15 protein-coding genes and 1 pseudogene are annotated in these 22,414 nt (G+C 47.8%); 5 read left to right on the top strand and 11 right to left on the bottom strand.

Annotated elements, in window-relative coordinates:
- Nucleotides 1-22: 22 nt before the first annotated feature.
- The 8 genes from ABWV76_RS19605 to dnaX form a co-directional block, all read right to left on the bottom strand.
- Nucleotides 23-703, bottom strand: a complete 681-nt coding sequence (locus ABWV76_RS19605; protein WP_020412030.1) for a YEATS-associated helix-containing protein — start codon at nt 701-703, stop codon at nt 23-25.
- A 435-nt stretch (nt 704-1,138) separates the two neighbouring features.
- A complete protein-coding gene (locus ABWV76_RS19600; protein WP_353377026.1) occupies nt 1,139-1,519 on the bottom strand; it encodes a hypothetical protein in 381 nt (126 codons plus the stop codon).
- Between the two features lie 58 nt (nt 1,520-1,577).
- Complete coding sequence (locus ABWV76_RS19595) at nt 1,578-2,027, bottom strand: YcgN family cysteine cluster protein (protein WP_353377025.1); 450 nt, start codon at nt 2,025-2,027, stop codon at nt 1,578-1,580.
- 7 nt (nt 2,028-2,034) lie between these two features.
- On the bottom strand, nt 2,035-2,322 hold the full coding sequence (locus ABWV76_RS19590; protein ID WP_020412027.1) for a YcgL domain-containing protein: 288 nt from the start codon (nt 2,320-2,322) through the stop codon (nt 2,035-2,037).
- The gene (rnd, locus tag ABWV76_RS19585; RefSeq protein WP_353377024.1) at nt 2,323-3,450 is read right to left on the bottom strand and encodes a ribonuclease D; all 1,128 of its coding nucleotides are present in this window, start codon (nt 3,448-3,450) and stop codon (nt 2,323-2,325) included.
- Between the two features lie 5 nt (nt 3,451-3,455).
- Nucleotides 3,456-4,064, bottom strand: coding sequence for a recombination mediator RecR (gene recR, locus ABWV76_RS19580; RefSeq protein WP_020412025.1), 609 nt, complete (start codon nt 4,062-4,064; stop codon nt 3,456-3,458).
- A 30-nt stretch (nt 4,065-4,094) separates the two neighbouring features.
- Entirely contained in the window at nt 4,095-4,439 is a 345-nt protein-coding gene (locus tag ABWV76_RS19575; RefSeq protein ID WP_020412024.1) for a YbaB/EbfC family nucleoid-associated protein, read from the bottom strand.
- A 62-nt stretch (nt 4,440-4,501) separates the two neighbouring features.
- A complete protein-coding gene (gene dnaX, locus ABWV76_RS19570; protein WP_353377023.1) occupies nt 4,502-6,448 on the bottom strand; it encodes a DNA polymerase III subunit gamma/tau in 1,947 nt (648 codons plus the stop codon).
- A gap of 235 nt (nt 6,449-6,683) precedes the next feature.
- Here dnaX and ABWV76_RS19565 point away from each other — a divergent pair, with 235 nt between their 5' ends.
- From ABWV76_RS19565 to ABWV76_RS19555, 3 genes are all read left to right on the top strand, one after another.
- Complete coding sequence (locus ABWV76_RS19565; protein WP_020412022.1) at nt 6,684-7,202, top strand: RNA polymerase sigma factor; 519 nt, start codon at nt 6,684-6,686, stop codon at nt 7,200-7,202.
- 282 nt (nt 7,203-7,484) lie between these two features.
- The gene (locus tag ABWV76_RS19560; RefSeq protein WP_353377022.1) at nt 7,485-8,546 is read left to right on the top strand and encodes a FecR family protein; all 1,062 of its coding nucleotides are present in this window, start codon (nt 7,485-7,487) and stop codon (nt 8,544-8,546) included.
- Between the two features lie 126 nt (nt 8,547-8,672).
- Entirely contained in the window at nt 8,673-11,570 is a 2,898-nt protein-coding gene (locus ABWV76_RS19555) for a TonB-dependent receptor (RefSeq protein ID WP_353377021.1), read from the top strand.
- A gap of 444 nt (nt 11,571-12,014) precedes the next feature.
- On the opposite strand, the pseudogene ABWV76_RS19550 reads toward ABWV76_RS19555, so the two are convergent.
- Both ABWV76_RS19550 and ABWV76_RS19545 read right to left on the bottom strand, forming a co-directional pair.
- Nucleotides 12,015-13,165 (bottom strand): annotated as a pseudogene (locus tag ABWV76_RS19550) (IS30 family transposase).
- Nucleotides 13,166-13,437: 272 nt separating this feature from the next.
- Nucleotides 13,438-16,143, bottom strand: coding sequence for a TonB-dependent receptor plug domain-containing protein (locus tag ABWV76_RS19545; RefSeq protein WP_020412017.1), 2,706 nt, complete (start codon nt 16,141-16,143; stop codon nt 13,438-13,440).
- Nucleotides 16,144-17,106: 963 nt separating this feature from the next.
- Between ABWV76_RS19545 and ABWV76_RS19540 the strand changes: the two genes are divergently transcribed.
- Both ABWV76_RS19540 and ABWV76_RS19535 read left to right on the top strand, forming a co-directional pair.
- Nucleotides 17,107-17,397: a hypothetical protein gene (locus tag ABWV76_RS19540; RefSeq protein WP_020412015.1), complete on the top strand. Its 291-nt coding sequence runs from the start codon at nt 17,107-17,109 to the stop codon at nt 17,395-17,397.
- Between the two features lie 107 nt (nt 17,398-17,504).
- Nucleotides 17,505-19,166, top strand: a complete 1,662-nt coding sequence (locus tag ABWV76_RS19535) for a tetratricopeptide repeat-containing sulfotransferase family protein (RefSeq protein WP_353377020.1) — start codon at nt 17,505-17,507, stop codon at nt 19,164-19,166.
- A 64-nt stretch (nt 19,167-19,230) separates the two neighbouring features.
- Here the strand turns inward: ABWV76_RS19535 and ABWV76_RS19530 are convergent, their stop codons facing one another.
- Nucleotides 19,231-22,236 carry a TonB-dependent receptor plug domain-containing protein gene (locus ABWV76_RS19530; protein ID WP_020412013.1) on the bottom strand — a complete coding sequence of 1,002 codons (3,006 nt, stop codon included), beginning with the start codon at nt 22,234-22,236 and terminating at the stop codon, nt 19,231-19,233.
- Between the last annotated feature and the right edge of the window lie 178 nt (nt 22,237-22,414).

Genomic DNA, 22,414 nt, shown 5'->3' with positions numbered 1-22,414 from the left:
GCGACTGCTTATGCAACCGGGGTCAAGCCATCTGGGTACTACGGCGATGTACCACCTGTCTTCCCTTACTGGTGATGTACCAGCGGATTCCCAAGTGACTATGAATCTTACCGACCATCTCCAACACTAACAGGCTATTTAAGGCGCGGGCGACAGAATTGGTCTCCATACCGCTGTCTTGCACCATTCCTGACAGGGAGCGAAATACACACTCACCACTATTAAGGAGGTTGAGCACTTGCAGGGCATTCTCATCCAGCTTACGGATCTGGTTAAAATCCAGCACTGGCCCCTGCTCCAGATCCCCTTCAATTTCATGCTCCAATAACGGCATCATCTCGAGCTGCATTGTACGCAGCTCCTGCTCAAGGTTCTCAACCCTGGCCCGGGCAATACTGGCGTCCCGTAACTGACGACGTGCAGCATTAAAAACGAACATACGCGAGGCAATGGCAGCCAGTAAACAATAGCCGGTGAAAATCAGCAGGCGCGATGGATCCCCCTGGATCTCGATCAAGAGGTCACTTTGAGTGAATTTGAGGAAAATTGGCACTATCAAGGCACCGCACAAGCCCATAATCAGGCAACGTGCAAGACCGGCCGGATCCTCCTCTGTAAACAGCATCTGATAGTAATTCACCAACCCGCCAAGAATGCCCGAAACCAGCATTACCGCGGTAAGAATCAGCAGGTGGTCGAGCATCAGGATTCCTCAGACGTCAATGGCAGCCTCCGCCAACTTACAAGGACGGAATAATGTGCCAATTGCACTTCTTCAGTATTTTTCTTTAAGTCCGGCCATCAAGCTGCCAGCATAGTGAATTTTCGAATTGCTTACGGACATTCCAAGCCGCATTTTCTATATGGCTACGCCCTTATTCAACGTCGAAAATTGAACCGACTAGCATGGCCTCACGCCAAGCCTGCAGGCAGCCTAATAGATATAGCAGCTGTCACCGGATAGAGAACTCCGGAGCAGAGGATACGGCGCCTTTGATCCAATGGGGAAAGGTAGTTCGCAGAAGAAATATTTGGGTCGACTATTAACTGGCTAGATGCAAGAAAGGCTAATAGGCAATTATTTGTCCACCAGCCCTTAAAAGTGATCGCTAACTAAAAAAAGTCTGGTCTCTGGCGGTTACTGCTCATTAAAGTAAGGATCATCATCAAAGCGACTGCGTCGATCGCGCCGAAAGCGCAGCAGCAGTGTGACAATCCCCCAAAAAACCATCACAGCCAAAGCTCCGCCAGCGGAAAAAACCAGATTTGCGGTGACCTCCGGCGCTGCGCCATTTTCTTCAAAAAGCATCTGATAAACAAAGAGAGGTAACACTGGCATCGCCACTGATTCAGCAACAGGTACCTTTACCGGCACTAACAATACCGCTGCAAAGATTAATAAAAGAGTACGGCGCAACCAGCTCCAGCGCCAATTGCGCATAAACCACCAGCCCGCCAATAACAGCACCAGAGTCGACGCCGTGTAAACAATCCAGGCAAGTTGAAAATCTTCTGACATTTTTACTTTCTTCTCTAAATCCTCATCGCCTCCCGCAAGAACATCTGGAGGCATCCTCTCAATCAACATCAACCCAGGTAACGATATGCTCTTCCATATCATCCGGGTGCACCAGCTCCTCACTTACGACTCTGCCACGAACTGAAATACCGGCCTTATGCACCGACTCTGTGTCCCCACTAATCAGTGGATGCCAATCCGGTAGAGAGCGCCCTTCTGACAGGCAGCGGTAAGCACAAGTACTCGGCAACCAGCCGAACTCTGGAACGTCCTCTACTTGAAGCTGTATACAGCCAGGCACCAATACTTTACGCCGGCTGTACTGGCTACAGCGACAGGAATATGTATCGAGCAGTCGACAGGCGACGTTGGTACTATATACCTCTCCCGTCTCCTCATCTTCGAGACTATGTATACAGCAGCGTCCACAGCCATCACAAAGCGCCTCCCACTCGGAAGCATTCATTTGTTCAAGGGTCTTACGCCGCCAAAAAGGCACTTGAGCCATTTCAGTCTCAGCGTTGCAGCTTACTGTTCTTCAATGCGATTTCACTCATTTCAGAATCAGCTACCGGCGGCATTTGTAAATAGTAACCTCGCGCACGCACATCCTGCAGGACCTTGTCAGCATTTGCGCGCGCCAGTTTACGCTCCGGGGTTAACAACATGGTAGTCAGGTGCTGAGGGCTGCCAAATAGCTCCAGTAGATTTTCAGGCACCCGCGCAGTTCCCTCACGTTTATCCACGTACAGGTACATTTCCTCTTTTTTGGGACTGCGGTATATATCACATAAAACTTTCACTTATAGTTCCTCTTTGCGCAGCTGGCGCAATACATCAAGCAGAGGCTCGCCCACAACCTTTGCCCGCCAACCACACATGCGCCCTTGTAGCTCCGGCTTGCGGGCCTGCACCAGAGTCTCTAGCTCCTTCTTGCGGATAAGGATTTCAGCTGGCAGGCCCTCGCGTTCAGCAATTATGCTGAGATGTTGGCGCAATTGTTTGAGAACCTCTCCCTGCTGGCGATTGAGGGGCTGCGGTAGGCGTGCTGGCATATCGCTCCGCTGTACAGCCTGGGAAATCACCTGCAACAGACTGTCCCCATGCTCCCTGAGGGCGCGACCTTCAAACCCAGCCTGACTCAGAGCACCTTTATGCCGCGGTAACAGCTGGGCCAGGGCCATACAGATATTTTCTTTGAGCAGATGATTACGCGGCATGTTTAGTACCCGTGCCTCGCGCTCACGCCAGGCACAGAGGTCTTGAAGAGCCGCCAGCTGCTTGCCACGCAGGCGCCATGCCCCCTTTACTTTCTTATAATAGAGTTCCGGCGCCTGTGGACTACGCGCAGCAATTACCAGTGCAGCGCAATCCTCTTGAAGCCATCCTTCCCGGCCATATCCCTCTAGTCGCTTCAGTAAAACACCATAAAGCACTGGCAACCAAGCGACATCAAGAGCTGCATAACTCTGTTGTGCCTCACTCAGTGGACGCTGCAGCCAGTCAGAGCGGGTCTCACTTTTCGGTAATTCAATATTCAATAACTCGCGAACAGTAGCCGCATATCCCAGGCCCGCCCCCATGCCACTCATAGCAGCTGCAATCTGGGTATCGAAAATCGGCTCAGGAACGGCTCCCAACAGACATTCCAGGGTTTCCAGGTCCTCGCTGCAGCTATGCATGATTTTGGTCACAGCCGCATCCAGGAGTAAATCCCTCAGAGGCTGAAGGTCTTCAATAGCTAGATTATCGATCAAGTAACAGTACTTCCCATCCCCTACCTGCACCAGGGCTGGCTGAGGGTAAAAGGTACGACTGCGCATGAACTCAGTATCCAGTGCTACCGCGCGCTGCCGGCGCCACTCGGTACACAGGGCAGCCAGCTGCTCGCTGCTATCCACCCAGCGCGGAGTGGTATCTATCTCAACCATCGGTATCACTCAACAGAGGGGAAAAAAGATGTGCGGCTGTTAAAGGCATGAGCCAGAGTTCCGCCGTCGATATATTCCAGTTCTCCTCCAATGGGAACCCCGTGAGCGATGCGGCTTACCGCTACACCATGCGCCCTTGCACGCTCAGCTATATATTGCGCCGTTGCCTCACCTTCGACCGTCGGGTTGGTCGCTACAATTAATTCCTGCAGGGACTCACTGGCGAGGCGTTGCTCCAGCAAATCTACTCCCAGGTCCGCTGGCCCTACACCATCAATTGGGGAGAGATGGCCATGCAGTACAAAGTAACGGCCATGATAATTGCCAGCCTGCTCTATCGCCAAAACATCTGCGGGGGTTTCCACTACACATAGGGACGTTTGCTCGCGACGACTGTTATTACACAGCGCGCAAATAGTTTCCTCTGTGAGTGTCCGGCACTGGTTGCAGCGGCCAACCTTTTCCACTGCCTGCGACAGGCTCTGCGCCAAAAGCACTGCAGCATCGCGATCCTTTTCCAGTAGGTACATCGCCATGCGCTGCGCAGACTTGGGCCCAACACTAGGCAGGCAGCGCAATGCGCGAATCAGTTCTTCGATCAGGGGACTAAACATAAAACTCTAATTAGATGGGATGCCCGGCTATCAGAACGGGAATTTAAAACCCTCGGGCAGATTAATACCCGAAGCAAGATCGCCAACCTGCTGCTTTTGCAGCTCCTGAGCCTTTTCTTCAGCCCTGCGCACCGCATCATTGACTGCCGCCGCAAGTAAGTCTTCAAGCATTTCTTTATCTTCAGTAAGCAACGAAGGATCAATTTCTACTGATGTCACATCGTGACGGCCATTCATAGTGACTTTAATCAGACCCGCACCAGCCTCACCACAGACACGCAGGTCACTTAACTCCTGCTGGAGCTTCTGCATCTTTTCTTGCATGTCGGCTTGCATTTTCTGGGCCTGCTGCATCAAATCGCCCAAACCTTTCATAAGTAACCTCTATTCCTGTTTCATGTAACCACCCAAATAAAAACCGGGCATACAATATTGTATTAATCTGCTTCGACTAGCGATTCGACGGAGTCTGGCAGTAACTGCGCATTTAACTCGGCCTGTAGCTCCTGAACCAAAGGATCAGTAGTCAGCGCTTCACGGGCAGCGACAAGGCGAGCCTCACGGGTCGCGGCTGCCAAACGCGCAGGTGTGCCGCCTTGCACCGAGCCAACCTGGATCTGCGCCACCACCGGCTGCTGAAAGAAGTCTCCAAGCAGATCTCCGAGACGCCTCTGATGCACATCGTCATAGAGGCTGCTATAGGATTCATCCAAGGTAAAGGACAGTATATTGTCCCGGCGCCCCACAAGCTCAAGGTGCTGGGCGATAGAATGCAGTATCCCGCTGATTCCCAGTTGCTGGTACATCGCCGGCCAACTGCCTGGAGTGAGCGCATCAAGGCGCGCTTTTGGCACCTCGGTGGCTACCACTGCTGGCCTCTGCTGCGGCTGTGCGGGAACTACCGGGGTCGACTCCACTTCCGCTACACGCTGTCGAAGCTCAGCCAAGACATTTTCACGGGGGCTCGGCGATGACACTCCTGCTTCGATCTCGGGAGAGGGTAGCTCCTCATCCACACGGCCCGGAGTGATCTCGGACTCAGGTATGTCCGGCTCCGCAGGCTCTCCTGCAACCTTCAGCACCGGTTGTTCTTCTGCTTGAACTGGCTTCAACTGTTCCCCGGAAACAGGTATCACTTTATCCGCCGCAACCTCTGGCTGTAGCGAGGTCAGTTCAGACTTTTTTGCCTCGGCATCCTCCCGTACTATTGGGGAGCTAGATTGTAATTCTACCTTTTCAGGAATGCCCTGCCCTTCCCGCTCATTCACGGGAAGTGCCTTCCTGGGGATATCCGCTACCCCTTGGGGGCGGAATGCCAACATACGCAGCAACGCCATTTCGAAACCACTTCGCGGGTCTGGGGCCAGAGGCAAGTCGCGGCGGGCATGTAGAGCCATCTGGTAATAAAGCTGTATATTTTCCGGGGCTATTTGAGCCGCAAGAGTCTTCAGCCGCTCCCCATCCCCAAGAGAATTATCCATCGATTGAGGTAAAACCTGGGCGACTGCCAAGCGATGTAGGTTATCTGCAATCTCCGCTAACGCAGCGCCGTAGTCGGGTGCCTGTTGGGACAGCTCTGCAACCACCGCAAACAGCGCTACGGCATCCTCATCAGCCAGAGCTTGGAGTAACTTCCACACCAGCCCGGTATCAATACTACCGAGCATACCTCGAACCTCAGCCTCACTAATTTTTCCGGCTCCGAAAGCGATCGCCTGATCGGTAAGACTCATGCCATCTCGCATACTGCCGTCCGCAGCGCGCCCAAGGTGCCAGAGGGCCCCCTCTTCAAAAGGTACCTGCTCCTGCTCCAAAACAAAGCGCAAATGCTCAACCACCCGTTCAGGACTCATATTCTTTAGTTTGAATTGCAGGCAGCGGGATAGCACAGTGACCGGCAGCTTTTGCGGATCTGTTGTGGCGAGAAGAAACTTCACATGAGGAGGGGGCTCTTCCAAGGTTTTCAACAGGGCGTTGAAGGAGCTATTGGAGAGCATATGGACTTCATCAATCAGGTAAACTTTATAGCGCCCTCTTGTCGGAGCATATTGAACATTCTCCAGCAGTTCACGGGTATCCTCTACCTTGGTGCGAGATGCCGCGTCCACTTCAATTAGGTCAACAAAGCGACCATCAGCAATCTCCATGCAAGTGTCACACTTGCCGCAGGGCTCAGAGCTGACACCCTCTTCACAGTTCAAACACTTGGCTAGAATTCGGGCTATGGTGGTCTTGCCCACCCCCCGGGTACCGGCAAATAGGTAAGCGTGATGCAGGCGGCCGTTGTCCAGGGCATTGATCAGTGCCTGGAGTACATGCTCCTGCCCTACCATCTCCCGAAATAGCCGTGGGCGCCACTTACGTGCCAGTACTTGATAGCTCATCCAGTCTCCGGTGCTCGGCACACCTCTGCAAAATCGATCATCGTGCGCCACTTGCGCGGGCGCCATTATACCGGCATAGGCGCCTACGCATAGCCGGTCACCAACAGCAACCTAAAGAGATCGATCGTGCCACTCGTAGCCAAAGCAATGCTTGTGTTATAACTGTGCGCCAACTCGCACTTAGAACAATCAGTCCATAACTACAGCGAGTTTGGTACGGGGATCACGATAAGTAATGAATAAGGCCAGGAAGACGCTTCTGGAAAAGCTGTTTGCCGAGCACGGCCAAGCCCTGGTACGGTTTGTTGCACGCATTGTTAAAAGTCCAGATGATGCCGAAGATATCGCACAACACGCCTACCTGCGCCTGCAAAAACTCAGCGACGAAAAGGAACTGGACAACCCCCGCGCTTACCTCTATCAAATTGCCAACAACCTGGCTGTCGATCAACTGCGCCGGGGCAAGCTGCATGTGGAATATATCAATCAGCAAGTTCCCTTTGATGGGGAGCCCCACAGCGATGATCACGCTGACCATCAATCCCCGGAAAGGGTTCTCGCAGCACGTCAACAGCTTCAGTCCATCTACGAAACCATGGATAAACTGCCACTCAAATGTCGCCAGGCCTTCCTGCTACATAGAGCCCGCGGGCTTTCCTACAGTGAAATTGCACGAGAAATGAATATTTCGGTCAGTAGTGTGGAGAAATATATTCTACAGGCTCTAAAAGCCTGTAGAAAGAAGGTCGACTAAATCTCTGCGATCCCCCAAGAATTCAAAATTTTGTTGAGGGGGGAATCTGCTCAGCCGTCTCAGAATGCAAGGAAGATACTTAAAGCTTGAACAACCCTGCCAATCAGGGCACTTTCAGAATATTTTGCTGACAAAGTGATCGAGTACATTGTGATTATTTCGCAAATGGAAAGTTTGAGCCGCATGCATCACACAAATCAGCGGAATTTGAGTAAGATGCACCACAAATTTAGGCACGACAGTCTCACTGAATAGCCAGAAACACGAAATATCAGAGCAAGCATGAATATCAACGCACAACAAAACTTAAGCGAAGAAAGCCTGGATCAGGCCTGCGCTTGGGTTGCGCGCTTACGCTCTGATGTCGTCAGTAAAGCTGATAAGCGTGATTTTGCAGTTTGGCTGTCCGGGTCGAGTGAGAACCACCAGGCCTTTGAGGAAATTGCAGAGCTATGGGGTGACCTAGGTGCACTTGCACATATGCCGGTTGACCAGCTCTTCCCAGAAAGCACTCCAGCGCCACAAATAGCTGATTCTACTCACGAAAGAAAGCAAAATTTTGGGACCTCGAAGAAGTCAATGCGTAGCAGTTGGGGTATGCCGCAGTGGATCCTCAGTGGTGGGCTAGCTACCTGTGGCGTATTTCTCGCTGCCCTGGTCGGTTTAGAGTGGCTTAATACAGGAAAACCCAAGCAGGAAGTCTATACCACCGAACTTGGTGAGATTCGAACGATAAACCTAGCTGATGGGTCAGAAATAAAACTAAACTCCAACAGTAAGCTGCTTATTAACTACAGCCGAAACGAAAGGCAGACCCAACTAATTCGCGGTGAAGCCTTCTTTGAAGTTGCCCGACAAACTTCCCGACCATTCACTGTCTCAGCCGGCGGTGCCAATATTCGCGTACTTGGGACGGAGTTTAATGTAGAGCTCAACCCGGAGAGCACCAGGGTGTCTGTCACTGAAGGTACAGTATCAGTAAGCGAGGCAGAATCCAGCCCCGGACTGGCCCCAGAGTCGGTAAAATTAACCAAAAACCAGAAAGTTAGCATTACTGATCGAGGCCTTGGCGAAGTCCGTAGGACCTCTCCCGAGGAAGTAACTGACTGGACCCGCGGCCTTCTCGTTTTTGAGAAAACTCCACTAAAAGAGGCCCTAGAGGAGTTAAATCGTTATCTTTCGGTACCTGTAGCTGCCACTCCACAAGTAGAGGGGCGTCTGGTTTCTGGTACTTTCGCCGTTTCTGACCCTGATAATACCCTAGAGGCCATTGTAACAGCCTTACAACTTCAGCAAGACCGCAGTAACTCTAACCTGACTATCTTGTCCCCAAAGCACAACTAGGTTATAACCGTCTTAATTTGGCGGTTGTTTATTGTGCAAATTACAATTTGCCGCCCACTAATAAAATAGTAACAAGTACTTCAGTGCCAGCTATGGCACTGAATACAATAAACACGGGCACCCTCTTTGAAGCTAAAGCACTGGGCTTTTTTCTCTCTGGCTTTGCTGCTACCAAATACTGGTACAGCTGATGCCGCCTGCCCAGAACCCAAAATCCAACTACCAGCAGGGTCGCTTCCCCAGGCCCTAATATCATTAGGCCAACAGTGTAAGATCTCCGTTCTGGTGCAAACCTCATCTGCATCCCGCTATGCGGTACCCAAGCAGACCTTGACAAGTGATGATGGCCAATTCGAACCCATACTACAGCAGTTATTGCGGGACCTTCCATTCACCTACCAGCGCATTGGCCCAAGCTCTTTTGCGATAACACCTAACAAAGAGCAGTCACCAGACCCCTTAGGCACAACCATTCTCCCAACAGAGGAAGTCACTGTTACAGGACAAAGTCTGACGGGCAGCCACCTGCGTCATTACCAGCTTGATAGTTACGCCCCTATCGACCGACTTTCCCGAGAGCAACTTGAGCTTACAGGGGCGCAAACAATTGCGGGCTTATTAAAATTCTTACCGGCAGTATCCGGCAACTCCACCAGCACATCAGTCAGCCAAGAAGACAACGGCACGGCAACAGTATCATTACGCGGCCTACCTGCGAGCAATACCTTAGTCCTGATCAATGGCCGCCGCATCATAGGAGATGGATTTAACGGTGAGGCTACAGACCTCAACACCATTCCCCTGTCTCTGGTTGAGCGCGTTGAAATCCTAAAAGACGGCGCATCAGCTATCTATGGATCAGATGCAATTGCCGGGGTTATCAATATCATTCTCCGCAAGGACTTCGAGGGACTCTCTGTCGATAGCTACTACGGCCAAGCATATGAAAATGACCGCCAGACTGAATCCCACCACCTAACCTGGGGACGGCAAGGGGAGCGCAGTCACCTGATGATAGGCTTGGCACACTATCGACAGGGATCGGTGATGAGCCGCGATCGCAGCCTGTCAGAGTCAGCGGATAGCCGCGGGGATGGCGGTACAGATAAACGTTCATCTGCAATTCCTGAAGGCTTTATTGCTTTAGGCAGAAATCAGGTACTTACCAACGCCCCAAGTGGGAGCTACCAGGATTGGTCTCTTGAGGAGAGGTACAACTACAATGACTACACTTCTGCAATAACCCCTGTCGAAAGTAACTCCGGCTATATATCCACCAGCTTCGATTTAAGTGAGAACACTCAGCTTTTTGCAGAAATAATGGGACTGCACACCTCAGCAGAAGCCACCAACGCTCCCACCCCGGTATTCACCCGCTTTGATAATGGTGAATTGACTATAACAGCAGACAACATCTACAACCCTTTCAATCAAGATGTCATTGACGTCCGGAAACGAATCATTGAACTAGGGCCCCGCATCCAAGAGAACCATGCAACAACCTGGCGTTTTAACGGAGGCCTGAAAGGTGTACACAATGAGTGGCAATGGGAACTCGGCGCAGCTTTTCACCATACCGACAGAACCGAGAAAATCAGTAACTTAATCGATCCTTTTGCTCTCTCCCTGGGGCTAAAGGGGCCTGATGTTTGCAGCACAAATAACGGCTGTACCCCTGTAAATCTTCTAGGTCCAAGTGGCAGCATCAACGAGGAGCAACTGGACTTCATCCGTGACCAAAGCTCCACCCGGAACCATTCACGCATGGAGTCACTAACCTTTGTCTCTGATGGTGCACTAGGGCAAATAAAATCAGGGGAAATACTAGCAGCAGGGGGTATTGAAATTCGACACGAGGGCTTAACCTCAAACTCCAATGACAGCATGGAGCTTTCATTCATTGGAGGCTATACACCTGGCTCAGCTAAAGGGTCCCGTACCATCAGAGAAGCTTTCGCAGAAGTTTCGATACCCATACAAGAAAGTAAACTATGGCTAGATGGCGCAGTAAGACTTTCCGACTACAGTGACTTTGGCAGTACTCATAACCCTAAGTTAGCTATTCGCTGGCACCCTACAGAGAGCCTGCAACTGAGAGCCAGTTTTACTACAGGGTTTAGGGCCCCAACTCTTACCGATATGTACCAGCAGGGTTATCAGAGTCAGGAGTTTATCTTAGATCCATGTACGGGTCAGAATGCAGACAGACTAATTGGATGCTTAAAACAATCAGACAGCGCTCGAATCCAATACCTAACTGAGTTTGGTGGTAACCCCAACCTGAAGCCAGAGACATCAAAAAGCCTCTTCGCCAGTCTCAGCTGGACCCCAAGTCAACTTGAAGGTCTTAACGCAACTATTGAGTTCTACGACATACGACAAGAAGAAGTGATCGGTGCTAGTCCGCAGTTTTTAGTCGAGCAAAATGCTTACATGGGAACCTTTGATCAAAAAGTTATTAGGGATGAAAATGGTGAAATTACAAAAATCTTAGCCACGCGTATCAATAAAGGAAGCCGCCATATAAGAGGCTACGACATTGCCCTCCGCCAAGTGGTAAATCCAGAGGGTATCGGCCAAGTTAGCTTTGCTCTGAACCTGAGCCACATGCTGCACTACCTAAACCAAAGTGCCCCGAGCTTGCCTGAGGAAGACTTAGCAGGATTATTTGTAAATACTGCAAAGGGTGGAGCGGGATCTCTTCCCGACTGGAAAGCTAATGCAGGGATTTATTGGACTGGAAATCAATGGGAAGCCGGATACACTGTACACTTCGTAGGAGAAATGAGGGAGTCCTATGTTGAGGGTAATGCATTTGTAGATCGAAAAATTAATAGCTGGTCTACACACGATTTACAATTTGCCTTCTCTGTCGCATCAAATTATAAACTTTCATTTGGAATAAGAAACCTGTTCGACACCGCCCCTCCTCTTACTATTACCGCTACAGATAATAATTTTGACTATCGCACATATGATTTAACTGGCCGGTTTTTATTTGGTAATATTTCATTCAAATTCTGACTTATAGCCAGCCTCCCAGTTACGTACCAAGATGCAATTCACTACGCCTCCAGAAGAACACCTTCCCCTGAAGCATCAACCGACAACCTAATAGAAGAATTAGATAGCATTACAATACGAATCACCCTAACCCATTGCTATAACGCTATTAAAATAACCTCAACAGCCCTGATTAGGATCGAAAATTTAAGCCCACAATTTCATGACCAAGTATATTAAACTCAATTCAAGGCTAGTATACATCCCACACTTACAACCTTTCCCTTACCCAAAAAAGTGTGAAATCTACATCAGATAAAACAATAAGCACTTCCTCTTTTATTTAGAACTTAAAGAAAAAGCGAGGAAAACCTAGGTGTCGATCATTAAAGGCAATTCTAACAATTGGCTGGGCACTAATATTCTATCAATCACACCACCGACAAGGAAAAAGCAGGTGTGGGTTCAACCTGTCAAGGCAACACCCTGTTTAATAACCTGCTTTGGTGTCGCAAAATTCAGTGTTTTTCTTGGCCTGCTATTAAGCTCGTTAGCAACTTGATTGAATTTTCTCTGAGTATGCTGCGCCAAGCATGTCTTTTTTGGAAAGTACTGACGGATTAAACTGTTGGTATTCTCATTCGTTCCCCTTTGCCAAGGGCTCTGAGGATCGCAGAAGAAGACAGGAACACCTGTATTTTCCTTAAATTCAGCGTGCTTCGCCAACTCCATTCCTCGGTCCCACGTCAGTGATTGGCAAAGCTCTTTTGGCAGTTTTTAGACCTAGCAACAAGCACCTGGTTCACAGAAGTCGCATCTTTCCCTTTCAATTTAAGAATGATCGTATAGCGCGATTTTCGATCCACAAGCGTGGCGAGATGAGTGTTGTTTGAACCTGACACTAATTCACCCTCCCAATGACCTAAAACACATCGCTCTTGTATCTCCTGAGGACGCTCCCTTATCGATATACCGTTGAAGATGTTGATAGTACCGCGCTCACCTTTACGTGAATGTTGTTTGCTGTGACGAAGACTGTGAGATCGACGCAAATGCTTTACTAGCTTATGATGAAGTGCTGAACGCACATGGAAGTACAGTGTTTTATAGATAGTCTCTGCTGATATCTGCATTGATTCATCAGCCTGATATGTCTTCCTTAACCAACCCGATATCTGCTCTGGAGACCAGTTCAACTCTAATTTTTCCAAAACAAGCTTCTTTAGCCTCGAGTTTTGCTCCAGCAAATACGGCTTGGGACGCCTTGCCATCCGTTTTGTACGGTTGTTTGCGTCTACTGCTTTACAGTATCGTCGCCCCCGATTTCTCTGAATCTCACGCGAGATTGTGGATGGATTCCGATTCAAGGAGCGAGCGATTGCTCGAATACTTTGTTTTGCAGAAAGATCTGCACGTATTTCCTCGCGTTCGGCTAATGTGAGGTGTTGAGGAGATGGCTTTCTGGATATTGGTTTAATTCCGCCAGTATCTCTCAAAACAGTAAAAATGGTTCCTGACTTAGAATCTATGGCATTGGCAATTTCACAAAAGCCAATGCCCTTTTTCCAAGCGTCGAAAATCCACTCCTTTTCTTCTGCTGTAAATATGCGCTTCATTCAATGATCCCCCGATAGGCCATATTCCTACAGGGGTGTTGCACTGATCAATTGAATCTACAGGTACTTAGATTAGGAGAATAAAGTAAAGAAACTCAACCTCAATAAAAAGCGTCACTGAGGCCAATAAATTGATATTGGTTTAGGTTACTTTAAACAACCATGTAGAACTTCGTAGTATTTGACCGATAATCTTTCTAAGAAATTAACAAAAATCAAAGCAATAAAAAGGGGGCTAAAATAGCCCCCTTAATATGATGCTTTAACAGCTCTTAGAACTGATAGGTAACACCAGCCCAGGCGTAGCGGCCCTGGAAGTCGTAAGTGCCGTTCCAATCGCTACCTGAAGTAGTAGACGGTTCACGATCGGTCACATTATCGATACCAGCGGTTAGGCGCATGGACTCATTTACATCCCAGCCTGCTTTCAAATTCAGATAAGTGTGGGAAGGCATGTCCATGTATGGGCTGTGGCCATCACCAATGTACTGAATGTCAGCTCCAAAGTCCCAGTTGTCAGCGTACCAGGTTGCACTGGCAAGGCCGCGCCACTTGGTGTAAGCCTCACTGGTAGTACCAATGTAGTCTACCCGGTCAGTGGTCTGGTCTGTCTGAGAGTTGTACTCTTCGTACTCAAGCAGGTGAGTTGCCTGGGCACGCAGAGCCAATTTACCCGCATCGTAATGGAAGTTCTGAACTACATCGATATCAATACCGCTGGTGTTGATCTCACCGATATTCATCAGGGAGCCTTCCAGATACTCGATCTGGCCACTGTCGCTGCGGCGTACCAGCGTACAAGCTGTAGCGTTGCCATCGCGGTAGCAGTCATCCAGGATTTGCTGTGTATCAGCTGAAGTGATTGCATCCTCGACTTCAATTTTGAAGTAATCAAGGGTGATAGACAGATCTTCAGCAAAAGCCGGGGTCCATACGATACCAGCCGTGAAGCTTGTAGATTCTTCAGGCTGCAGATCTTCGTTACCACCGATGTTGGTTGGTACCTGATTGCCTGCTTGGGTGAAGCCTGCGCCTACCATGCCACAGTTTGCACCCTGCCCATCCTCATTGTTGCTGCTGGTATCACAGGGATCGATGAGGTACTCGTAGCTCTGAGCAGAACCACTATAGAGTTCATAGATACCTGGAGCACGGAATGCAGTGGATAAGCTGGTGCGGAAACGCAGGTTTTCTGTTGGTGCGTATACAGCGCCAAGCTTATAAGTTGCCTGACCGCCAAAGGTGTCATAGTCAGAGTAACGTACAGCAGCGTCAACGGAGAGTTCATCAGCAAACTTGGCACCAGACAGGATTGGCAGGTTGAATTCTGCAAATACCTCAGTTACCGCAAAGTCGCCAGAAGTGGCATCTTGTTGGTTGCTAAAGGTCTCACCAAGTTGAGTTTCTTCACTCGGATTAAACTCACCAGACTCTTTACGATACTCAACGCCCGCAGCAAAACCTAAAGCTCCACCTTGGAACTGAATAGGTTCGATGTCTCCGGTCAAGCTGGCGCCGACATTAAGCATATCGTATTCGTTGTCTTCACGATCGGTGTAGCTGATGTAGTCGATAACTTCACCGCTCATGCCGCCGAGGAACTGGATATCTTCCTCTGCAATACCGCTTACACCATCAAGAATTTCCTGAACTTTCGTCTTGCTGATGGAGTTGCCAACGGTGTTATCACCTTCGTTTCTGCCGTAGCTCACGAACGCATCCCAGCCCCAGCCATTGGAGAAATCACCACGCAAGCCGCCGAGAATTCGGTAAGTTTCAGTTTGTTGCTCAGAGTCGCGGGTACCACCAGCAACCGGGCGTAAGCGCACATCACTGAGGCCGTCTTGCCAGTTTTCACCGTGAGTGGCTTCTGGTTCAGTAGGCTTCAGGTCATCAGGGCTGCCCTGGGCTTCCCACTCTGCAACAGCTGCGTTATATGCCGCGAGCTCAATTTGGTAGGCATCTTCAGCCGCTTGCCAAGCGTCAGACAACTGAGACTGGACTTCTGCTGAAAGATGGTCAGCAGTGATGTTCAGGCCATTGCCTGCGTACATCGGCTGAGCAGCAAGCTGCTGATTGGTAGTTTTAGTGGTGTAAGAACCTTCTCCATAGAATTCGATGGAGTCAGTAATTGAGAAGGTGCCGCTTCCTGTAAAGCTGGTACGTTCCATAGACCCGGACAGCCACATGTACTGGCCAATGTCGTAGGAGGAGTAATCACCAAGCGTTTCACCATCCTCACCAACACTAAAAGCACCGTAGTTGGTGAAAATATTGCCAGTCGGGGACATAGAGCTTTGTAGGCCAGCCCAGTCACGGTCGGTGTAAGCGATCTCATCGCGCTTACTATGAGTAACGTTGCCGATGAATTGTCCGCGATCAAACTCTTTACCGAAAGTGATAGACAGCTCGCCATTCTCTCCGCCACCAGCTTCAGTAGCACCAGCACGGGCATTTATACGCACACCATCGAAAGAGTCTTTCAATACTACGTTGATAACTCCAGCCACAGCGTCAGAGCCGTATACCGCAGAGGCACCATCAGTCAGCACTTCAATCCGGTCAATCATGTCTACAGGGATATTGTTCATATCTACAGCAGAACTCACGCCTGAGCTTGAAGACACAAAGCGGCGACCATTAACCAGTACCAGGGTACGCGCTGAACCCAGGTTACGTAGGTCCACGAATGAAAGACCAGCACCGCCATTATTATCGTTGGCGTTGATACCGGTGGTACCCATGGACGGTAGTTGGTTCAACAGTTCGTCGATGGTGCCCACTCCAGAACGCTGGATGGCTTCTGAGTCAACGAGGGTAATTGGGCCAGTAGTGGACAGTGGGTCACGCGCAATGCGAGAACCAGTAACAACTACTTCTTCAACCTCTGGTCCGGGGACGGATTCCTGGGCGAATACGCCAGTGCTGGCGATCGTGCCCAGTGCTGCAATGGCAACGCTCAGTTTGGTCTTGATCATAGTGGAACCTTCTTATACTTAAGGTACTTAAACTGCTTTTATCTATTAGCATTCTTAAAGAACGTACCTGACTTTAAAGCATTGAAGAGATTTATGGAACTATTGTGACTTTTTTTTGTTCAAGGTTGGCTTGCTTGTGATTAAAAACAAAAAGATATTTAGTACATATACCGTTCGATATCAGATATACATACTTATCTAGCAGTCTAAAATTAGCTTTATATTGCGAAATATAGGGCTTTATTAGTATAAAAACACTTAAGCCCAATGCTATCCAAGATAAGCTGATTGAAGGCTATTTTGGCAAGATTTAGCCCCGGGTTTACTCATATTAGGGGGAGCTTGTGGGGAAATGGGGTGAGAGAGCAAAGGGTCCTCTACCAATTCAGGGCTTATCGATCTCTCTAGAATGAAAACATGAAACTGTATAGCCAGGACTTAAAGAGTCCTCTTGATGAGATTATTCTCAAGGAGGCAGCGATCTGTATCATTATGAACCTATATCACTTACCACACATGACTGACAAACCTCATTACAGTCAGCTCACGCTGCCCCCTAGGCTCAGAACGCACCAGACCAACCTAAAAACCCCTGCTTATTATCACATTCCGACCTCTACCCCCAAAAACCACTAGTGGAAACACACATCAACCAAAAAGATAAAAGCCAAAATTAAAAAAGAGTGCCGCTCACCATGAGAATGATCGAAAATTAAGAGGAACTTCACTTTACGCAATAAATATCGAAAGTTTTTACTTCAAGACCATTAAGAAAGAATCAGTTATTAGAACCAGCCGGTTTTACCATCTTTATTAACATGAGCAATATAGTTCTTAATTAGCCTGCCCCTGAATCGTTCCTTTCTCCGCCTTAGGGTGACCTCAACGATTGGTGGCCTTATAATAGATCCGCCTTTATTTAAGCATTAGCATGGACTTGTTTAAGATAATTGGAAATATCTAATGAGAAAAAAATCACTCATCTCTGTTTTTTTCGGATTGGGGCTACTTATAGGCTGCGCAAGTGAGCAACAACAAGGCCAAAACATTGCGCCATCCAGCCAAAATACAAATGAAGTCGAGAGTAACACCAGCAATCAACTGATTTGTAAATCAAGAGCAATTACCGGCTCCAGGTTTAAGCAAAAAACATGCATGACAGCGGAAGAATGGAAAAGGATGTCTCGCGAGTCATCCAACATGGTAAATAACCAAAATCGTAAAGGGGTTTTAGGCAATCCTGAAGGTGGATAATTTGTACCAACTAAAGTTTTTGGGGCAGAAGCTTCAAAAAAATTGATCATCCACCAAGGCGCTTGTGTAAGCGCCTTTTTTTCAATCATCTGCTGTGGACAACTCAAATGACTAAACCTCAGGCTTCATTTAGTGAATTGCAACAATCCAAAAAGCTCATTAATAAGCACCAATATACAGCAGCTGAGGCTAAATTACTGAGGGTTCTAGAAGACTCTGATAACAACTTGAAAACTTTGGCTCTTGAGGAGCTATACAAACTTACTTTGAGGCTTGGCAGAAAGGATAAGGCCCTAGATCATTTATTTTCTCTTGCTTCAATAAAAAAAAATGACACAAGCTATTGGGCCGAAGCATATAAGCTAGCTCAGTCACAAGGATATAACGATAAGGCTATACAGGCTCTAAACTATTACATCCAACAAACGCCAGAGTGCTCCCCAAACATTGTCTACAACCTCGCATACCATTTAAAAATAGAAAACAGACTTTCAGAATCCTTATCCTTTTACAAAAAAGCTCTGAGCAAGGGGATCTCAAATCCGGAAGAGGTCTACACAAATATCGGGGTCATTTATTCTGAACTAAGACAAGAGGATAAAGCCAAAGACAGTTATCAGCTTGCACTAAATAAAAACAGAGAATATACACCCGCCCTTTTAAACCTTGCCGCTCTGTTTGAAGAACAAGGCGACAAACAGAAAGCAACTAAAATATATCACGAAGCCCTGAAAGTCGATCCAAAATGCAGTTTGGCTCTCGCTCGACTATCATATATGTACCATGCCGACAGCATCCAAGACCCTCGTATAAACAATATAAGAAAAGCCTTAGATTCTGGTAGGCTCTCTAACCTTAACATGGAGGAACTAAATTTCGCACTAGGAAAATTGCTTGATGATTGCCACCAGTATGATGCAGCATTTAAAACTTATTGCGAAGCCAATGCCTTAGGTGCTCAACGAATCCCACCTTACGACCCTAAACTACAGGAGTGGCAAACAAACACACTGAAAGATGTGTTTTTTAAAGATAATTCCATCCCAGAGGGATCAGGGAATAGCAGTATCACTCCAATCTTTATTTGTGGTATGTTCCGTTCAGGCTCCACCCTACTTGAACAAATATTAAGTGGCCACTCTCAAGTCTCCCCAGGTGGAGAAATAAAATTTATACCTGAACAGGTTAAAAAGATGGGAAGCCAATACCCTCCAATCCTGAAGACAAAAAAACAAGACTTTTTCAATAGTTTATCAAAACTCTATATAAAAGAATTAAAAAGACCTGTTCCAATCGAAAAATATATCACAGACAAAAGGCCTGACAACTTCCTCCACATTGGATTAATAAAAAAAATTTTTCCTAAAGCGAAAATAGTATGGACAACAAGAAACTTTTTAGACAACTGCCTATCAATTTTCTTCCAACAAATGGGGCCAGATTTTAATTATTCAGTAAACCTGGAACATATTGCACACTACTACAGCGAACATATTGACTTAATGGATCACTGGAAGAATCTTTTCCCAAATGATATCTATGAAATCAACTACGAGAACCTTGTAACTAATTCTGAAATCACAACTAGAGAACTTCTGAGATTTCTAGAGTTACCATGGGAGTCCAGCTGCCTAGACTTCTCCCAAAGGAAAAATTATGTGAAAACAGCCAGTATTTGGCAGGTCCGCAACCCTCTGTATAGCACCTCTATGGGAAGAAATAATTATTACAGCAAGCATTTAAAAATCTTAAATAAATATAAGAGCTAAATCTATTCTAAAACACCAACAAAAAAGGCGCGGCATATCATGCCGCGCCTTTTAGCTTCTAAATTTAGAAATCCACTGTCAGACCTAAGAATGCATAACGTCCAAGTGCATCATAGATTCCTGGGAAGGTATTACCATTACCAAAAATACTTGAACCTGCATCAGCGGTTAGAGGTGGCTCCTTGTCAAAAACATTATTAATACCACCACGAATGGTCCAATTTTCAGAAGCTGCCCAAGAAGCAGCTAAATCAAAGTAGTCAACTGCATCAAAGTCTGCTTCATTTGCACCGAGATCAGTAACACCACCAATATGGCGCCAACTACCAACCACATCCAAATTCCAAGGGGTAGACCACGTTGTACGTAAGGTGCTTACGAAATCTGGAGTGGGTGTACCACAAGAACTGCCCCAATTACCGGCGCATTCTTCAACTGGCTCGCCTTTAAACTCCTGCTGATCCCACTTTGTGAGGTATGTTGCAATCAAGTTCATATCAATTGCGCCATAGCTTCCAATATCAAAGCCATAGTTTGCATTAATATCAACCCCTTCAGTCTCAAAGTAACCGATATTGACATCTACCGCTGTAATAGCCGCTTCACCAATCCACAAGTTACCATTACCACCGCGGCTAATAGAATCACAGAATCGAGCCTCACCAGTTTCCAGACACTTATTCAAGATGGTTTCTGGCTGAATATTGGCAATTGCATCCTCAACAGTAATATTGAAGTAGTCGGCACTGACAGTCAGCCCCTCAACAAATGAAGGAGAGTACACAAAACCAAATGAAAGAGTCTCAGACTCCTCTGGTGTCAACTCCTGGTTGCCTCCACCAATAAAATTATATTGACCAGCGGGTGAATCTATTGAATTACCATAGGTGGCTGCAGTAATGCCGCTATTCATACAGGCCTCAAGAGTTGCTGAAGGCGCAACTGGCTGGCCATCTTTAGTGCGAGATCCACAAGGGTCCTCAGTCATATCAAAAAGTTGTATTGACTGGGGGCGAAAAAGTTCACGAATATTTGCATGACGAACAGCTGATTGGAAGCTACCACGCAGTTTTAAGTCTTCAGTAGGCTGCCAGTCCGCTGCAATTTTATAGGTATTAGTCTGCTCATCTGTAGAATAGTCGGAGTAGCGGTAAGCTAGCTCTAATCCCAAGTATTCAATACCTGGCATTCCATTGATGAGTGGGACATTCATCTCACTAAAAATTTCTTTAACACTCAAAGAGCCGTCAACAGGCAATGTTGGTCCACCCTGTCCAGCACCCTCACCATTCTGATAACCAGCATCGGGAGAATAAACCAGGCTCTCACGGCGACTTTCCAGGCCCATTACTACAGCGATACCATTATCTGCGCTGGGGAGTTTCCAGCCGTAATCCGTCAGATCACCGGTCACATATCCTGAGATAATTTCCTGATCAGTCGTACCACGGGCATAAAGTGGCAAGACCAAGTAATCAATCGCTTCCTGAGTTACACCGCCCTCTTGAAATACATTCCAGGGCACACAGTTGGGGTCAGAACCATCAATAACAGATTGACAAACAGGTTGGCCGTATGTTTCTGCAAGGGGGTTTCCATTTGCATCCAAACGATCATCAGTACGAACGTCCAGCGCGCGGCGAATATTAGTTACAGACATATCGTTCAGATAAGTCTGTTCTAAACTAACTTCAGAATACTGATAGTAAACATCATAGTTCCAGCTATCGTTTATGTCGCCACGCAGCCCAAACACGCCACGGAAAGTGGTGTGACGCATATCATCCTGACGAGGTCCACCTTCCACATTTCGACGACCAATGTATACCTTACCTGGATTAAAAGTTTGAAGGCCTGTGTCTGGATCAGTATTAACAACTGTTAGATCACTAACATAATTATCTTTTGTTAAGCCGTAAACGCCGCAGATTGCTTGGAACTGCTCTTCAGAAAGAAGGGGGTTGCCGCAATACAAATCATCGGTAACGAAGAAAGCACCTGAGGGGGCAATCTGTGCAACGGTACGGTCATCCGTAAACATCAGCTGAGCATAAGCTTCAGCTTTCTCATTGATTTCATAATGACCGAAAGCACCCATTGTCCAGCGCTCATCAGGGCGCTGGAAGTAGTTCAGTGGGCCATAATTATACAGGCGGCTAAAGTTAGTGAAGCCAGTCCCATCAAGACTGTAGTCAAAGCCCTCTGTATTATCTCCCTCATTGCCCCCAAAATCAGTAAAACGCCCCCAAGGAACTGTTGAGGAGCCACCACACTCGAAGCTGTCAGGGCCTCCATCCAGGCTACAGCCACTGTAATCCCGGTCAGATTGTAGTACTGCATCAATTTTTCGGTAGTTCGCATAAGCTGTTACATTGCCGCGACCGTTATCGAGGTTGGCCCCCATAATCAGGGAAAAATCATTGGTTTCCCCGTCGGTCACACTGCCATCAGCCACATCAAATCCATTAGATTCGACCAAGCTTTGCATTTTGCTGTTGTCATTATTGTGTTGATACACACTTGTTTGGGTTTCGAAACGAACGCCCTCAAAATCATCCATCATGATGAAGTTGACAACACCAGCAATTGCATCAGATCCGTAAGTTGCGGAAGAGCCACCTGTAAGTACCTCAACCCGCTCCACTAAAGCGCCAGGGATTTGGTTTAAGTCAGCACCAGAACCACCCTGCAGTGGAGAACCTGCCGGCATTCTGCGACCATCAATCAGCACCAGTGTGCGCTGGGAGCCGAGCCCACGCAAAGAAACCGTTGCCGTACCAGTTGAACCATTGGCCTGCCCAGCTGTTTGAGTAGCAGCAACCTGCGGAAGATCGTTAATCAAATCTTCTACACGTACAACCCCCGTTGCTTTTAAGTCTTCAGCAGTAACGGAAGTTACAGGGCTAACACTCACATCATTCGCACGCTCAATACGGGAGCCTGTTACAACAACCTCTTCCACCATTTGCGCATCTTCTTGGGCAAAAGCTGGCATAGCTGGAACCATAATTGCCGCTGCAGTGAAGCCAAGGGCTCCCTTTACAGCCACAGATAGGAGATTCTTCTTCATGGTCAATCCTCTCTTGATCGTTGGACTTATTTGTTTTTTGTCATTTTTGACGTGTCATGAAAACAACTACCCCCAAGTGGCTGCTTTCTTCCCAACAGTTCTTGGACGGTCTAAACCAGGAAAACCTCAATAAATTCGGGCTTGCCCTTATATTCGTAAAAGTCACTTTTGTCCTAGG

Source organism: Microbulbifer sp. NBRC 101763, assembly GCF_040371615.1.
GTDB lineage: Bacteria > Pseudomonadota > Gammaproteobacteria > Pseudomonadales > Cellvibrionaceae > Microbulbifer > Microbulbifer variabilis.
The sequence above is the reverse complement of the archived record's forward strand: the minus strand, read 5'-3'. Positions and strand labels throughout refer to the sequence as shown.

Excerpts from the sequence above, each read along its gene's own strand:
- ABWV76_RS19565 (WP_020412022.1), top strand. The coding sequence starts at position 6,684 with ATGAATAAGGCCAGGAAGACGCTTCTGGAAAAGCTGTTTGCCGAGCAC.
- ABWV76_RS19560 (WP_353377022.1), top strand. The coding sequence starts at position 7,485 with ATGAATATCAACGCACAACAAAACTTAAGCGAAGAAAGCCTGGATCAG.
- ABWV76_RS19575 (WP_020412024.1), bottom strand. The coding sequence starts at position 4,439 with ATGAAAGGTTTGGGCGATTTGATGCAGCAGGCCCAGAAAATGCAAGCC.
- ABWV76_RS19605 (WP_020412030.1), bottom strand. The coding sequence starts at position 703 with ATGCTCGACCACCTGCTGATTCTTACCGCGGTAATGCTGGTTTCGGGC.
- dnaX (WP_353377023.1), bottom strand. The coding sequence starts at position 6,448 with ATGAGCTATCAAGTACTGGCACGTAAGTGGCGCCCACGGCTATTTCGG.
- ABWV76_RS19530 (WP_020412013.1), bottom strand. The coding sequence starts at position 22,236 with ATGAAGAAGAATCTCCTATCTGTGGCTGTAAAGGGAGCCCTTGGCTTC.
- recR (WP_020412025.1), bottom strand. The coding sequence starts at position 4,064 with ATGTTTAGTCCCCTGATCGAAGAACTGATTCGCGCATTGCGCTGCCTG.
- ABWV76_RS19595 (WP_353377025.1), bottom strand. The coding sequence starts at position 2,027 with ATGGCTCAAGTGCCTTTTTGGCGGCGTAAGACCCTTGAACAAATGAAT.
- ABWV76_RS19600 (WP_353377026.1), bottom strand. The coding sequence starts at position 1,519 with ATGTCAGAAGATTTTCAACTTGCCTGGATTGTTTACACGGCGTCGACT.
- ABWV76_RS19535 (WP_353377020.1), top strand. The coding sequence starts at position 17,505 with ATGACTAAACCTCAGGCTTCATTTAGTGAATTGCAACAATCCAAAAAG.
- ABWV76_RS19545 (WP_020412017.1), bottom strand. The coding sequence starts at position 16,143 with ATGATCAAGACCAAACTGAGCGTTGCCATTGCAGCACTGGGCACGATC.
- ABWV76_RS19540 (WP_020412015.1), top strand. The coding sequence starts at position 17,107 with ATGAGAAAAAAATCACTCATCTCTGTTTTTTTCGGATTGGGGCTACTT.
- rnd (WP_353377024.1), bottom strand. The coding sequence starts at position 3,450 with ATGGTTGAGATAGATACCACTCCGCGCTGGGTGGATAGCAGCGAGCAG.